Source organism: Burkholderia sp. GbtcB21, assembly GCF_019091065.1.
GTDB lineage: Bacteria > Pseudomonadota > Gammaproteobacteria > Burkholderiales > Burkholderiaceae > Burkholderia > Burkholderia pyrrocinia_C.
Window position 1 is genome coordinate 35,988 of sequence record NZ_JAGXKA010000024.1, and the last position, 15,079, is coordinate 51,066.

Sequence of the window (15,079 nt, forward strand, 5' to 3'; positions counted from 1 at the left end):
CGCTTCGGGCGATTGCCCTCTGCGGATCCGGCGAGCACGCACGTGCCCCTGTCATGGCAACGGCACGAGACTTTCAACAGCGTGAGATACGTGCAGTAAACGCGCCGAACGGGCGACTTATTCCCAGTGATTTTGGCGCGTTTTACCGATGCGGCTATTGCGTCTGTGCCCCCGTCCGGCGGGTCGGCCGGTGCGCAGTGCGTTGCCCATCGACACCGAGTTTTGTTTAGAGCGGCTAACACAACCTGGACATGATGCTGCGGGCGCCGTATCGTCTACCGCATGGCAAGACGCAAAATCAGTAACGAATTATGGGTGGCGCTGGAGCCGCTGATTCTGGAGTTCACGCCATCGCCCAGGGGGGGCGGCGGCGCACAGTCGATGATCGCGCAGCGCTGAACGGTATCTTGTATGTATTGCAGACGGGCATTCCGTGGGAAGACCTTCCGCAGGAGTTGAGTGTCAACGTCGGACGTAATTTCCCCAGAAGTGTCGAAGTAAAATTCCCCACCCTGTTCGGACGGTGATCAGCCGGCGATGTGATCGGATGAGCTCCTTCGAGGACGGCCCGGGCGCCGACGAACCGGTTCAGCGGGCGCGGGATTCAGAGAGGACGGTCGGTTGCGCAGATGGTCGGGCAGCAGATCGGCGTGTTCTCGTAGGCGGTACGATGTGCCTTCGATCTGCACGACGATCGCGTGATGCAGCAGCCGGTCGAGCAGCGCCGCGGCGACCACGCTGTCGCCGAACACTTCGCCCCATTCGCCGAAGCTGCGATTGGACGTAAGGATGATCGAGCAGCGCTCGTAGCAGGCGTTGACGAGTTGGAAGAACAGATTGCCGCCGTTGGAACCGATCGGCAGGTAACCGATCTCGTCGACGATGAGCAGGCTGTTGCGTGCAAGGAAGCGCACGCGCTGCGCCAGGTTGCCCTCCCGCTCGGCCTTGGCCATCGAGTTGACGATCTCGGCCAACGAGCCGAAGTAGACGCTCTTGCCGGCGCGCACGGCTTCCACGCCCAGCGCAATGGACAGGTGCGATTTGCCCGTGCCCGGCGGCCCCAGGAAGTGAACGGTCTGCCGTCGTTCGATGAACTCGAGCTGCGCAAGCGCCATGATGCGATCGCGGTCGAGGCTGGGCTGGAAGCTGAAGTCGTAACCGGCCAGCGTCTTGATCGTGCCGAGCCGCGCGGTCTGCAGCGCCATCCGGATGCGGCGGGTCTCGCGCGTCGTGAACTCCTCGCCCAGCAGCGTTTCCAACACTTCCAGCATCGAGCTGTCGCCTTGCTCGAAGCGATTCAGGGTGGCGTCCAGCGTTTCGAGCGCGCGCGACATGCGCAAGCCGACGAGATAGCGTCGGATGCGTTCCAGTGTCGAGACGGGCACGCTGCTCATGCGGCCCTCCCGGCGTTCGCGAGGCGTCTGGCGACCTGGTCATAGAACGACAGAGGCCGCCGAGCCACGGCTGCCGTCACCGATGGCGCCTGGTGTCGTGCCGGCTGCTTACGCTGATTTGCGCGTCGATGACCGGGCAACAGCGAGGTTCGTCGCCGGCCTTCGAGCACGGGATGAACCGCCAGCAGTTCCCCGTCTTCGTAGATGCGGATCTCGTGAGCCAGACTATGGACGTCGAGCGTGCGCTTGCGTGTACGATCGGGCACGCTGTAGTAATTGCCGCCGACCGAGACGAGGCCTTCGTGGCTCACGCGCCGCTCGAGCCGGATCACGCCGTTGAAGGTGCCGGCCGGCAACGCCTGCAGTGCGGGGCGCTCCTCACCGAAGTGCTGGGCGACGACGCGGTGCGTCGTGCCGTGCACGCGCACATTGGCCACCGTGTCGAGCCACTCGCGCAACTGTCGGTTCAGGTCGGCGAGATTCTGGAAGCGACGCGCCAGGAAGAAGTCCTGCCGGATATAACGGTACGGCCGCTCGACCTTGCCTTTGGTCTTGGCGCGATACGCCTTGCAGGCGCGCGGCGCGAAGCCGTAGTGCTGCGCAAACGCGACCAGCTTCGCGTTGTAGACGATGTGCTTCTCGACTTCGCCCAGCACGGCCGCCTTCATCCGGTCGTACAGAATCTCGCGCGGAGCGCCGCCGAGGTGCTCGAACGCTTCCATGTGGCAGCGCAGGACGGTCTGCAGGTCCTGATGCTCGACGAAGCGTCCCCAGAGATAACGGCTGTGTCCAAGCACGATCGAGAACAGCCAGATCGAACGTCGCTGGCCAGGCGCGTCGTCGAACTCGACATTGAAGTGGGCGAAATCCACCTGCGCTTGATGCCCCGCAGGCGTCTCAAAGCGCACCTCGAAGCCGCGCTGGCGTGGCGGGCGGACCTCCCGAACGAGGTCGCCCAGCGCCGTGCGGCCGCCCGCGTAACCCATGGCTCGAATCTCGCGCAGCAGACGCTCGACGCTCAGGTCGGGAAACTCGCGGACACGTTCGGTGACGTAGTGGACGAACGGATCGACCACGCACGGTCGCGGTGCGCGCGGACCGTAACGCGGCGCCTGAACGCCATTCCTGATGTATTTACGAACGGTCTTGCGGTCCATACTCAGTCGAGCAGCGATGGCCGAAATACTCAGCCCTTGCCGATGCAATTCCAGAATCGTCATCACTTCCTCCAGCTCGACCACCGACACCCCCACGACGGATCTCCAGGGCGATATGGTCGGCGATCGACAGGACGGCGCCGCTACCGCGGCGCCGTCAGACAAAAAGCTGGGGAAAATTACTTCGACGAAAGTGGGGAGTATCTATCCGACGCTGACAGTTGAGCTTCGGCAGTGGCATGACATGCTGGCGACGTCTGCGAGACTGGCAAGCGGCCGGCGTATGGCATCGACTGCATTTGGCGATGCTGCGTCGACTGCGAGAGCGCGACCAGATCGATTGGGAGCGTGCGAGCCTAGATGGAGCCAGCGTCTCCAGCCCCCGGGGGACCAAGAAACCGGCCCCAACCCGACGGACCGAGGCAAGCTCGGATCGAAGCGACACATCGTCGTAGATGCACGCGGCATCCCGCTGGCTGTCACGATCACGGGAGCTAATCGGCACGATTCGATGGCATTCGAGCCCAAGCTTGACTCCATTCCTGCGGTATCGGGCCTGAACGGGCAGCCGCGCAAGCGGCCGAGAAACTGCACGCCGACAAAGGGTATGACTTCGCTCGTTGCCGGCGCTATCTGAGACAGCGCGGCTTCAAGGCCCGTATTGCCCGCCGTGGTATCGAAAGCAGTGAGCGGCTCGGGCGTCATCGTTGGGTCGTCGAGCGCACACATGCGTGGTTTGCTGGCTTCGACAAGCTCCGGATTCGCTTCGAGCGCCGCCTCGATATTCATGCCGCTTTGCTCGCTCTGGCTGCCGCCGTCATCTGCTCCAGATTCGTGGATGACTTGTGTTAGCGACTCTTAGGAGGGGGAGGTGCTGACCGGACGAGCCGGTAAGTGCTATCGGAATGAGCAGACTCGAGGTGGCCTCGCAGTTGTGTGCGGCTGGCAAGCGCCTCTGATTCGATGACGTTTTCTGATCGTCGAATGTGCCGAAAGAGCTCTCTGTCGGCAAATCCCTCTGTCTCCATCTCGATGAAGGGGCTTCTAGCGGTAATGGCAATGGCTCTGTTTCAGCCGATGCGGTGATGAAGAGGGGTAGATACTTACAAGCCAGCTTTGAGTTTATCGAGATGATCAGCCCAATGCTGCATCATCCTGCGTCGTTCAGGTAAGTATTCGGCATGAACGTAGGCTGCTGTTACCTGATTGCGCTCCGCATGCGCGAGCTGACGATCTACGACGTCCCGGCTGTACCCTAGTTCACGTAACATCGTGGCGGCGAGTCCACGGAAGCCATGTCCTGTCATGCGCGATTTGTAGCCCATGCGGTAAAGCGCGAATAACATGGTGTTGTTCGAGATCGGTGCACGGCCATGTACGCTATAGAACACGTGTGGCCGGTCGCCATTGATCTGCCGGAGTTGCTCTAACACCACCAGCGATTGCCGTGACAGCGGGACAATATGTGGGTCCCGCATCTTCATTCTCTCGGGCGGGACTCGCCACTCTGCTGCCGCCTCGTCGAACTCGGCCCATTGAGCGCGAATCATTTCCTTCGTGCGGACAAAGGTAAGGGCCATCAATTCTAGCGCCAGCCGGGTAACTGGCTCACCTGGGTACGCGGCGATGTCGCGCATGAGCTGTGGGATCTCCAACGGCTTGACCCTGGCCATGTGCTGCACGCCCGGCCCCTTTTTTAAGATCGTTTCCGCATCGATGTCAGCAGACGGGTTACGGGTGCAACGGCCAGTCATGATGGCGTACTGGAATACGGCGCGCGAACGCTGCAACAGTCGCTTGGCGGTTTCCCGGACGCCCCGTGCTTCGATTGCGCGGATGACCTCCAGCATTTCCGGCGCTTCGATGCTGGAGATGGGGCGTGAGCCGATCTTCGGGAATGCATCGATCTCCAGCGAGTGGATGACTTTCTCAGCGTAGGTCTCGGTCCATCCTGCGCGCTGATTGTCGAACCACTCGCGCGCAACTGCCTCGAACGAACTAGCGGCTGCGATGCGCGCCGTTCGTTTGACTTCTCTCTTTGCCTCATTGGGATCGATACCCGCCGCAAGCTTTTCCCGCGCCTCGTCCCGCTTTTTGCGTGCGACTGCTAGTGAAACGTCCGGGTACACGCCGAGTGCCAGCAACTTTTCCTTGCCGTTGACGCGATATTTGAGCCGCCAGTAGCGCTGACCGGCCGGGGTAACGAGCAGGAACATTCCGCCGCCGTCGAACAACTTTACAGGCTTGTCGCCCGCTTTCGCGTTCTTGACGGCTTTGTCGGTCAAGGGCATGGGGGTATCCCTCCAAGGGGTATCTTGGATACCCCGAGAGATACCCCCAAATACCCCCGGCTGTCGCAGCACGTCATGGGACGTATACGGAATTGAAAAACCCGGTGAGCCTTATGCTATCACGGGTTGCCGGAATTCTGGGGATCACATGAGATGGAAGATTGGTCCCCCCGACAGGAATCGAACCTGTATCTAGCGCTTAGGAGGCGCTTGTTCTATCCATTGAACTACGGGGAGAGCCATGTCCGGGCGATCGCGCGAAAAACGCGAACCGGACGGCGATGTGGACAGCGCGCAGAGTATAGCAAACGCGCGGCGCGTCGGCGGGCGGATTGCACGCCGACGCGCGTATCGCGCGGTCAGCCGCGATCAGAAATCGACGACGACGAAATCTTCCTTGCCCACGTCGCACAGCGGGCACCGCCAGTCGGCGGGAATGTCGGCAAAACGGGTGCCGGGCGCGATGCCCTCGTCGGGCAGCCCTTCCGCTTCGTTGTAGACCCACCCGCAAATCAGGCAGACCCAGCTCTGGTATTCGGTTACTTCGCTCATGTAGCGCTCGTGATAATGAAGACTCGGTAATGCCGTCCGCAGCCTCGCCGGCGGACGAAAGGCGCAATGTTACCGGAATTTCGCCGAACGCCTGCGCAACGTCGTTTTAAACGTACGCATCGCGAACAATGAGTGTCGTCGCGTGCGGCGGGCTTGCAGTGTATGCTTCGTGGGCCTGTCAATCTGAAGGAGGAAACGATGCTCAACAGAAAGTGGATCGCGGGTGCGGTTTGTGTCGCGGCGCTGGCCGTGTCGACGCTCGCGCGCGCCGAAGCGCGCGTGTTCTTTGTCGAGCCGCAGGACGGCGCGACGGTGTCCAGCCCCGTGCACGTGAAGTTCGGTCTCGAAGGCATGGAGCTCAAGCCGGCCGGCGACATGACGCCGAATACGGGCCATCATCACCTGCTGATCGACGGCAAGTCGGTGCCGAAGGGCGACGTGATCCCGGCGTCCGACCATTCGCTGCATTTCGGCAAGGGCCAGACCGAAACCGATGTGAAGCTGCCGCCCGGCCCGCACACGCTGACGCTGCAGCTCGGCGACGGCGCGCACCGTTCGTACGGTCCCGAAATGAGCTCGACGATCACGGTCAACGTGAAGTAACCGCAGCATCCCGTGCCGGCGCCCGTTGCACCAGGCGCGGGATGACCGATCGACCGGCCGCGGGCATCCGGCCGGCATTCGCCCGTTCAGCCGTTCCCCGGTCGCGCGCAACTCGCAGCCGGCGGCCGGCATCCGGCACCGGAAACCGGCCGCAAGCCGTACATGGCACCGCTCCATCGCACCGCGTCGACGCGGTGCGAGCGCCGCTCGCAGGGCTAGTCCGTCCGGCCATACCGGTGGCGGCGTCCGCGACCGGTACAATGGGCGCTTCCGATTCCTCTCTCTCCGCCGTCTCCCCATGTCGCTCTATTCCATTACCGGCGCGCAGCTCGCGTTCGGTCACGTCGCGTTGCTCGATCACGCGGATTTCTCGCTGGAAGCCGGCGAGCGCGTCGGCCTGATCGGCCGCAACGGCGCGGGCAAGTCGTCGCTGCTGAAGATCGTCGCCGGCCTCGCGAAGCCCGACGACGGGCTGGTCACGCGCCAGCAGGAACTGGTGACCGTCTACGTGCCGCAGGAGCCCGAATTCGAGCCGGGCGCGACGGTGTTCGACGCGGTCGCGTCGGGGCTCACGCACACGCGCGAACTGCTCGAAGAATACGATTCGATCGCGCACCGCCTCGCGGATATACCGGAAGGCGCCGAGCACGATGCGCTGCTCGCGCGGATGAACGCGCTGCAGTCGTCGCTCGACGCGCACGACGCATGGAGCTGGCGCACGCGCGTGTCGATGACGCTCGCGCAGATCGGCCTGCCGGACGGCGATGCGAGCGTCGACGCGCTGTCGGGCGGGATGCAGAAGCGCGTCGCGCTGGCGCGCGCGCTGGTGTTGCAGCCCGACGTGCTGTTGCTCGACGAACCGACCAACCACCTCGACTTCGACGGCATCCGCTGGCTCGAAGAACTGCTCGTCGCGCAGCGCGCGGGCCTGCTGTTCATCACGCACGATCGCGCGTTCCTCGATCGCGTCGCGACGCGCATCGTCGAGCTCGACCGCGGCCGGCTGCTGTCGTACCCGGGCAATTTCTCCGCGTACCAGACCCGCAAGGCGCAACAGCTCGAAGTCGAGCGCGTGGAAAACGACAAGTTCGACAAGCTGCTCGCGCAGGAAGAAGTGTGGATCCGCAAGGGCGTCGAGGCGCGCCGCACGCGCAGCGTCGGCCGCATCGCGCGGCTCGAGCAGATGCGTCACGAGCGCGCGGAGCGCCGCAATTCGCAGGGCAACGTAAGGCTCGACGTCGCGCAGGGCGAGAAGTCCGGCAAGATCGTCGCGGAGCTGACCGACGTGACGAAGCGCTACGGCGGCCGCACGGTCGTCGACCGCTTCACGACGACGGTCATGCGCGGCGACAAGATCGGCTTCATCGGCCCGAACGGCGCGGGCAAGACCACGCTGCTCAAGCTGATCCTCGGCGAGCTGAAGCCCGACGAAGGCACGGTGCGCACCGGCACGAACCTGCAGGTCGCGTATTTCGACCAGATGCGCGCGCAGCTCGACCAGGAGAAGAGCCTCGCGGATACCATCAGCCCCGGCAGCGAATGGGTCGAGATCGGCGGCGTGCGCAAGCACGTGATGAGCTATCTCGGCGACTTCCTGTTCGCGCCGGAACGCGCGCGTTCGCCGGTGAAGTCGCTGTCGGGCGGCGAGCGCAACCGGCTGCTGCTCGCGCGCCTGTTCGCGCGTCCGGCCAACGTGCTGGTGCTCGACGAACCGACCAACGACCTCGACATCCCGACGCTCGAACTGCTCGAAGAGTTGCTGGCCGACTACGACGGCACGGTGCTGCTCGTCAGCCACGATCGTGCGTTCCTCGACAACGTCGTGACGTCGGTGATCGCGGCCGAAGGCGACGGCAAGTGGCGCGAATACGTCGGCGGCTTCACCGACTGGCAGATCCAGAGCGAGCGCTCGGAGCAGCTCGCGCAGCAGGAAGCCGCGAAGCGCGCGGTCAAGGAAGCGGCGCCCGTCAAGGAAGAGCCGGCGAAGAGCGCCGCGGGCCGCAATGCGCAGCGCACGGTGAAGCTGTCGTTCAACGAGCAGCGCGAACTCGATTCGCTGCCGGAGAAGATTGCCGCGCTCGAAGAGGAGCAGAAGACGATCAATGCGCAGCTCGAGGACGGCTCGATTTTCGCGAAGGATCCGCAGGAAGGCACGCGCCTGACCGAGCGGTTCGCGGCGATCGACGACGAATTGCTCGCCGCGCTCGAACGGTGGGAAACGCTCGAGGCGAAGCGCAAGCCAGCATAACGCGTCACGCGCCGCGCGGCCGGCGATGGCCGCGCGACGATCTCGCGATTGGCGTGCCACGCGGAACCAGTAAAATACCGCGCGTCCCGGGTAGCGCAGCACGCCGCGCGCCCGCTTTCGGAGCAGTCCAAGCACACCGTTGTTTCGATTCGCTTTTTTACGGAACTCAACGTTTTGTCCACGACGTTATCCACACGAGGTGTGGACAACGTCCCGATGAATGACGAAATTCAGCGCCTATGTCAACGAAGAAACCCAGCGCGGCCTATAGCGAAGCATCGATCAAGGTGCTCAAGGGTCTCGAGCCGGTCAAGCAGCGGCCCGGCATGTACACCCGTACCGAGAATCCGCTGCACATCATCCAGGAAGTCATCGACAACGCGTCCGACGAGGCACTCGGCGGCTACGGCAAGCAGATCACGGTCACGCTGCACACCGACCAGTCGGTATCGGTCGAGGACGACGGCCGCGGCATCCCGTTCGGCATGCACCCCGAAGAAGGCGTGCCGGTCGTCGAGATCGTGTTCACGCGCCTGCATGCGGGCGGCAAGTTCGACAAGGCCGCGGGCGGCGCTTACACGTTCTCGGGCGGCCTGCACGGCGTCGGCGTGTCGGTAACGAATGCGCTCGCGACGCGCCTCGACGTAACGGTCTGGCGCGACGGCAAGATTGCCGAGCTCGGCTTCGCCGACGGCGACGTCGTGAAGCCGCTGGCGACGCAGGGCGCGGGCCGCGGCGAGAAGAAGTCCGGCACGCGCGTGCAGGTGTGGCCGAACCCGAAATACTTCGATTCGCCGAACCTGCCGCTCGGCGAACTGCAGCGCCTGCTGCGCTCGAAGGCCGTGCTGCTGCCGGGCGTCGAGGTCGTGCTCGTCAACGAGAAAACCGGCGAGCGCCAGACCTGGAAATACGAGGATGGCCTGCGCGGCTACCTGCTCGACGAGATGAACGGCAGCGAGCTGCTGATCCCGCTGTTCGAAGGCGAGCGTTTCGCCGATTCGCGTTCGGGCGACGATACGTTCGCCGAGGGCGAGGGCGCGTCGTGGGTCGTCGCCTGGAGCGAGGAAGGCTCGCTCGTGCGCGAGTCGTACGTGAACCTGATCCCGACGCCGGCAGGCGGCACCCACGAATCGGGGCTGCGCGACGGTCTCTATCAGGCGGTGAAGAGCTTCGTCGAGCTGCACAACCTGCAGCCGAAGGGCGTGAAGCTGCTCGCCGAAGACGTGTTCGCGCGCGTGTCGTTCGTGCTGTCCGCGAAGGTGCTCGATCCGCAGTTCCAGGGGCAGATCAAGGAACGCCTGAACAGCCGCGACGCGGTGAAGCTCGTGTCGTCGTTCTCGCGTCCCGCGCTCGAACTGTGGCTGAACCAGCACGTCGAGCACGGCAAGAAGCTTGCCGAACTCGTGATCAAGCAGGCGCAGGCGCGCACGCGCGCGGGCCAGAAGGTCGAGAAGCGCAAGAGCTCGGGCGTCGCGGTGCTGCCCGGCAAGCTGACCGACTGCGAGACCGAGGATATCGAGCGCAACGAGCTGTTCCTCGTCGAGGGCGATTCGGCGGGCGGCTCCGCGAAGATGGGCCGCGACAAGGAGTACCAGGCGATCCTGCCGCTGCGCGGCAAGGTGCTGAATACCTGGGAAACCGAGCGCGACCGCCTGTTCGCGAACAATGAAGTGCACGACATCTCGGTTGCGATCGGCGTCGATCCGCACAGCCCGGACGACACCATCGACCTGTCGAATCTGCGCTACGGCAAGATCTGCATCCTGTCGGACGCGGACGTCGACGGCTCGCACATCCAGGTGCTGCTGCTCACGCTGTTCTTCAAGCATTTCCCGCAACTGATCGAGCGCGGCCACGTGTATGTCGCACGGCCGCCGCTGTTCCGCGTCGACGCGCCCGCGCGCGGCAAGAAGCCCGCGCAGAAGCTCTATGCGCTCGACGACGGCGAGCTGGAAGCGATCCTCGACAAGCTGCGCAAGGACGGCGCGCGCGAGACGCAGTGGAGCATCAGCCGCTTCAAGGGTCTCGGTGAAATGAGCGCCGAGCAGCTTTGGGACACGACGATGAACCCCGACACGCGCCGCCTGATGCCGATCAAGCTCGGCGAGCTCGACTTCGACGCGACCGTCGCGCGGATGACGATGCTGATGGGCAAGGGCGAGGCAGCCGCGCGGCGCGGCTGGCTCGAGGAAAAGGGCAACGACGTCGAAGCGGACATCTAAAGCCCCGCGCGCGGCCGGGCATGACGCCCGGCCCGGCCTCACGCCACTTACGAATACGGAATTCAGATGGACGACAACACTTCCGATCTCTTTGCCAGCCCCGACGCGCCCGAGAGCGACGCACTGACGCTCGGCAACTACGCGGAGCAGGCGTATCTCAGCTACGCGGTCAGCGTCGTGAAGAGCCGCGCGCTGCCCGACGTATGCGACGGCCAGAAGCCGGTGCAGCGCCGGATTCTGTTCGCGATGAACGAAATGGGCCTCGGCCCGGACGCGAAGCCGGTGAAGTCGGCGCGCGTGGTCGGCGACGTGCTCGGTAAATACCATCCGCACGGCGACCAGTCGGCGTACGACGCGCTCGTGCGTCTCGCGCAGGATTTCTCGCTGCGCTACCCGCTGATCGACGGGCAGGGCAACTTCGGCTCGCGCGACGGCGACGGCGCGGCGGCAATGCGTTACACCGAAGCGCGGCTCACGCCGATCGCGAAGCTGCTGCTCGACGAGATCGACCAGGGCACGGTCGACTTCATGCCGAACTACGACGGCTCGTTCGACGAACCGAAGACGCTGCCGAGCCGCATGCCGTTCGTGCTGCTGAACGGCGCGTCGGGCATCGCGGTCGGCCTCGCGACGGAAATCCCGTCGCACAACCTGCGCGAAGTCGCGGCCGCGGCGGTTGCACTGATCCGCAATCCGAAGCTTTCGCACGCGGAGCTGATGAATTTGATCCCCGGCCCGGATTTCCCGGGCGGCGGCCAGATCATTTCGAGCGACACGGAAATCGCGGCGGCGTACGAAACGGGTCGCGGCAGCCTGAAGGTGCGCGCGCGCTGGAAGATCGAGGATCTCGCGCGCGGCCAGTGGCAGCTCGTCGTCACCGAGCTGCCGCCGAGCACGTCGGGCCAGAAGGTGCTCGAGGAAATCGAGGAACTGACCAACCCGAAGCTCAAGCTCGGCAAGAAGACGCTGACGCCCGAACAGCTCAACACGAAGAAGGCGATGCTCGACCTGCTCGACGCGGTGCGCGACGAGTCGGGCAAGGAAGCGGCGGTGCGGCTCGTGTTCGAGCCGAAGTCGCGCACGATCGACCAGACGGAATTCGTGAACACGCTGCTCGCGTACACGAGCCTCGAATCGAACGCGACGCTGAACCTCGTGATGATCGGCGCCGACGGCCGGCCGGGCCAGAAGGGCCTGCTGACGATCCTCGACGAATGGGTGAAGTTCCGCCAGCTGACGATGACGCGCCGTTGCCGCCATCGTCTCGCGAAGGTCGACGACCGCATCCATATCCTCGAAGGGCGGATGATCGTCTTCCTGAACATCGACGAGGTGATCCGCATCATCCGCGAGTCGGACGAGCCGAAGGCCGCGCTGATGAGCGCGTTCGGCCTCTCCGAGCGGCAGGCCGAGGACATTCTCGAAATCCGGCTGCGCCAGCTCGCGCGGCTCGAGAAGATCAAGATCGAGAAGGAGCTCGAAGCGCTGCGCGACGAGAAGGCGAAGCTCGAGGAGCTGCTCGCGAACGAAAGCGCGATGAAGCGGCTGATGATCAAGGAGATCGAGGCCGACTCGAAGCAGTACGGCGACGACCGTCGCACGCTGATCCAGCAGGAAAAGCGCGCGACGTTCGAGGCGAAGGTGGTCGACGAGCCGGTGACGGTCGTCGTGTCGCAGAAAGGCTGGGTGCGTGCGCTGAAGGGCCACGGGCTCGACCCGGCCGGCTTCACGTTCAAGGCCGGCGATCATCTGTATGCGGCGTTCCAGTGCCGCACGCCCGATCGCCTGATCGCATGGGGCAGCAGCGGCCGCGTGTATTCGGTCGACGTATCGGTGCTGCCGGGCGGGCGCGGTGACGGCGTACCGGTCACGTCGCTGATCGAGCTCGAATCGGGCTCGCATCTGATGCACTACTACGCGGCGCCGGCCGATCAGCAACTGCTGCTCGCATCGAGCAACGGCTTCGGCTTCCTCGCGAAGGTCGGCGACATGGTGAGCCGCGTGAAGGCCGGCAAGTCGTTCATGACGATCGATACGGGCGCGGTGCCGCTCGCACCGATGCCCGTGCTGCCGAACGCGACGCAGGTCGCGTGCCTGTCGAGCGGCGGCCGCCTGCTCGTGTTCGGGATGGACGAGATGAAGACGCTGTCCGGCGGCGGCCGCGGCGTGATCCTGATGGCGCTCGACGACAAGGAAACGCTCGTGCAGGCGCTCGCGATCGATCCGGCGGGCGTCGTGCTGATCGGCACCGGCCGCGGCGGCAAGGCGCAGGACGACACGCTGTCGTATGCGGGGCTCGCCCCGCATATCGGCAAGCGCGCACGCAAGGGCCGCGCGCCGGAGTCGAAGCTCAAGGTCGTCAACGAGCTGCGTCCGCTGCTCGGCTGACGCCGCGCGCGATCGTCCGGTTCGATCGCGATCGAAGGCCGCACCTCCGCTTCGGCGGACGTGCGGCCTTTTCTTTGGGACCGCGGATTCGGGTGATTCGGGTAAGCAAGCGTGGCGCTGTCACGCGGAACTTGCAAAATATTGTGAAATCGCGCGTGGGGCCTGAACCGCGCGGCGACGGGCCGGTCGAACGACGTTCGATGCCGCGTACGACGCGGCCGTTCGCAGCACCCACCCCATCACAGGATTGCCGCCATGTCCCACGCTGTTGCCGTCGCGCTGTTTCTTCATCTGCTGGCCGTTGCCGTGTGGGTGGGCGGGATGGTCTTCGCGAACTTCTGCCTGCGTCCGGCATTGTCCGACCTGTCGCCGCAGCTCCGGTTGCCGCTGATCGAAGGCGTGTTCGGCCGCTTCTTCAACTGGGTGGCGGGTTCCGTGATCGTGATCCTGCTGTCCGGCGGCTTCCTGCTGATGGAGTTCGGCGGCGCGCACGCGACGTGGTCGCTGCACGCGATGGCCGGGCTCGGCGTCGTGATGATGCTGATCTTCGGGCATATCCGCTTCGCGCTGTTCCCGCGCATCCGCCGCGCGGTGCAGGCGCAGAACTGGCCGGACGGCGCGCGCGCGGTGAACGCGGTGCGCCTGCTCGTCGTCGTCAATCTTGTGCTCGGTGTCGTCACGGTCGGTGCGGCCGTGCTGTCGCGCGGCTTCTGATCTTCAGGCGCCGACCGGCGCCAACCGCGGGCGCGCCGGCATGCGCCGCTACGCGGCCAGCATCGCGTCGAGCAGCCAGGAGCCGGCCGGACCGAGCGGGCGGTTGCGCGACCATACCGCATCCACCCGCACACGGCGCGGCCAGCCGCGTGCGCGCAGTTCGCACAGGCGATCGCGCGCGAAGTGGTCGACCATCCAGCGCGGTAGCTCGGCCCAGCCGAACCCCAGCACCGCCATCTCCAGCAGCATCAGGTAGCTCGGCGCCAGCCAGTGCTGCGTGCCGACGACGATCCGGTCGTCGGCGCTGCGGCCCTCCGTTTTCACATAGGTGTTGAGGCGCAGTTCGCGCACGTCGCGCAGCGCCGCGTGCGGCACTTCCGTATCGCCGTATTCCGCAAGCGCATGCGTGCGCCCGACGAACAGCCCGATCTCCGATTCCTCCGCCACCGTCGCCGCGCCGATATCGGCCGGGTAGGCCGCGCGCGCGGCCATCAGCCCGAGCTGCGCGCGACCCTGCTGGATCAGGTCGAGCACGTCTTCGTGCTCGGCGATCTGGCATTCGAGCTCGAGCGCCGGAAAGCGCCGTTCGAGCGCCATCAACGTTTCCTCGTAGCGCTTCGACTGGTACGTATCGGACACGACGAGCGTCAGCCGTGCTTCCTCGCCGCGTGCGAGCCGCGCGGCCGTGCGGTCGATCGCCGCGCCGGCCTCGAGTGTGCGCTGCACCTGCGGCAGCAGCGCGCGCCCGGCGTCGGTCAGCGTCGGTGCGCGCGTCGAGCGGTCGAACAACTGCACGCCGAGATCGATCTCGAGGTTCGCGATCGCCTCAGACACGGTCGACTGACGCTTGCCTAGCTTGCGCGCGGCGGCCGTGAACGAGCCGAGCAGCGCGGCTTCGGCGAATGCGAGCAGGGCTTCGGGGGCGTGGCGCATGTGGCGCTCCAGACTTTGTTATATCGGTAAAACCGATGATATCAAACTGGATTAATACGGTTTCGCCGATCAAAATGACCGACATGAATGACGTAACGAATCGGAGGGAATCATGAAACAGATGAATAAAACGGTGACGGAACGGTTTCTGCATGCGCTGGCGTTCGAGCTGGTCGCGATCGCGCTGTGCGCGCCGATCGGCGCGTGGCTGCTCGACATGCCGGTATCGCACGTCGGCGTGCTGACGGTGATGGTGTCGTTGATCGCGATGGCGTGGAACATGACCTTCAACACGCTGTTCGACCGCTTCGAACGGCGCGCGGGGCTGTCGCGCACGCTCGGCTTGCGGATCGCGCACGCGGTCGTCTTCGAGCTCGGCCTCGTCGCGATGGTGGTGCCGGTTGCCGCGTGGTGGCTGAACGTGAGCCTCGTCGAGGCGCTGCTGCTCGACCTCGGCATCGTGCTGTTCTTCCTGCCGTACACGTTCTGCTTCAACCTCGCGTACGACGCGCTGCGCGCCCGCTGGATGGCACGCCGGGTCGCGGTGCAGGCGGGTTGAAGTCGCCTGGTGCCGGTG

11 protein-coding genes, 1 tRNA gene and 2 pseudogenes are annotated in these 15,079 nt (G+C 65.0%); 8 read left to right on the forward strand and 6 right to left on the reverse strand.

Features of this window, described 5'->3' with window-relative positions; genetic code table 11:
* Window positions 1-282: 282 nt before the first annotated feature.
* Window positions 283-458: pseudogene (locus tag KVT39_RS33440) on the forward strand (transposase); the annotation flags it as partial.
* 69 nt (window positions 459-527) lie between these two features.
* Here the strand turns inward: KVT39_RS33440 and istB are convergent.
* Both istB and istA read right to left on the reverse strand, forming a co-directional pair.
* Window positions 528-1,394 carry an IS21-like element ISBcen28 family helper ATPase IstB gene (gene istB / locus KVT39_RS33445; protein ID WP_217591071.1) on the reverse strand — a complete coding sequence of 289 codons (867 nt, stop codon included), beginning with the start codon at window positions 1,392-1,394 and terminating at the stop codon, window positions 528-530.
* Complete coding sequence (gene istA / locus KVT39_RS33450) at window positions 1,391-2,647, reverse strand: IS21 family transposase (protein ID WP_217591072.1); 1,257 nt, start codon at window positions 2,645-2,647, stop codon at window positions 1,391-1,393. Before istA ends, istB begins: the two co-directional genes overlap by 4 nt.
* Window positions 2,648-2,652: 5 nt before the next feature.
* Between istA and KVT39_RS33455 the strand changes: the two are divergent.
* A pseudogene (locus KVT39_RS33455) lies at window positions 2,653-3,403 on the forward strand (IS5 family transposase).
* Between the two features lie 251 nt (window positions 3,404-3,654).
* Here the strand turns inward: KVT39_RS33455 and KVT39_RS33460 are convergent.
* The 3 genes from KVT39_RS33460 to KVT39_RS33470 all read right to left on the reverse strand — a co-directional run bounded on the left by KVT39_RS33460 (window position 3,655) and on the right by KVT39_RS33470 (window position 5,394).
* Entirely contained in the window at window positions 3,655-4,842 is a 1,188-nt protein-coding gene (locus KVT39_RS33460; protein ID WP_217591073.1) for an integrase arm-type DNA-binding domain-containing protein, read from the reverse strand.
* Window positions 4,843-5,004: 162 nt separating this feature from the next.
* A tRNA-Arg gene (locus tag KVT39_RS33465) sits at window positions 5,005-5,079 on the reverse strand.
* A gap of 132 nt (window positions 5,080-5,211) precedes the next feature.
* Window positions 5,212-5,394 (reverse strand): rubredoxin, encoded by a 183-nt coding sequence (locus KVT39_RS33470; RefSeq protein ID WP_006398668.1) that lies wholly within the window; start codon window positions 5,392-5,394, stop codon window positions 5,212-5,214.
* A 198-nt stretch (window positions 5,395-5,592) separates the two neighbouring features.
* On the opposite strand from KVT39_RS33470, the gene KVT39_RS33475 reads away from it, so the two are divergent.
* From KVT39_RS33475 to KVT39_RS33495, 5 genes are all read left to right on the forward strand, one after another.
* On the forward strand, window positions 5,593-5,997 hold the full coding sequence (locus KVT39_RS33475) for a DUF4399 domain-containing protein (RefSeq protein WP_105391018.1): 405 nt from the start codon (window positions 5,593-5,595) through the stop codon (window positions 5,995-5,997).
* A 298-nt stretch (window positions 5,998-6,295) separates the two neighbouring features.
* A complete protein-coding gene (locus KVT39_RS33480) occupies window positions 6,296-8,245 on the forward strand; it encodes an ATP-binding cassette domain-containing protein (RefSeq protein ID WP_217591074.1) in 1,950 nt (649 codons plus the stop codon).
* Between the two features lie 239 nt (window positions 8,246-8,484).
* Window positions 8,485-10,467 (forward strand): DNA topoisomerase IV subunit B, encoded by a 1,983-nt coding sequence (gene parE, locus KVT39_RS33485; protein ID WP_034184787.1) that lies wholly within the window; start codon window positions 8,485-8,487, stop codon window positions 10,465-10,467.
* A 66-nt stretch (window positions 10,468-10,533) separates the two neighbouring features.
* Entirely contained in the window at window positions 10,534-12,855 is a 2,322-nt protein-coding gene (parC, locus tag KVT39_RS33490; protein WP_217591075.1) for a DNA topoisomerase IV subunit A, read from the forward strand.
* 255 nt (window positions 12,856-13,110) lie between these two features.
* The gene (locus KVT39_RS33495; protein WP_034184789.1) at window positions 13,111-13,569 is read left to right on the forward strand and encodes a CopD family protein; all 459 of its coding nucleotides are present in this window, start codon (window positions 13,111-13,113) and stop codon (window positions 13,567-13,569) included.
* A gap of 48 nt (window positions 13,570-13,617) precedes the next feature.
* On the opposite strand, the gene KVT39_RS33500 is transcribed toward KVT39_RS33495, so the two are convergent.
* Entirely contained in the window at window positions 13,618-14,502 is an 885-nt protein-coding gene (locus KVT39_RS33500) for a LysR family transcriptional regulator (protein WP_034184790.1), read from the reverse strand.
* 112 nt (window positions 14,503-14,614) lie between these two features.
* Between KVT39_RS33500 and KVT39_RS33505 the strand changes: the two genes are divergently transcribed.
* Window positions 14,615-15,061, forward strand: a complete 447-nt coding sequence (locus tag KVT39_RS33505) for a multidrug/biocide efflux PACE transporter (protein WP_217591076.1) — start codon at window positions 14,615-14,617, stop codon at window positions 15,059-15,061.
* Window positions 15,062-15,079: the final 18 nt, after the last annotated feature.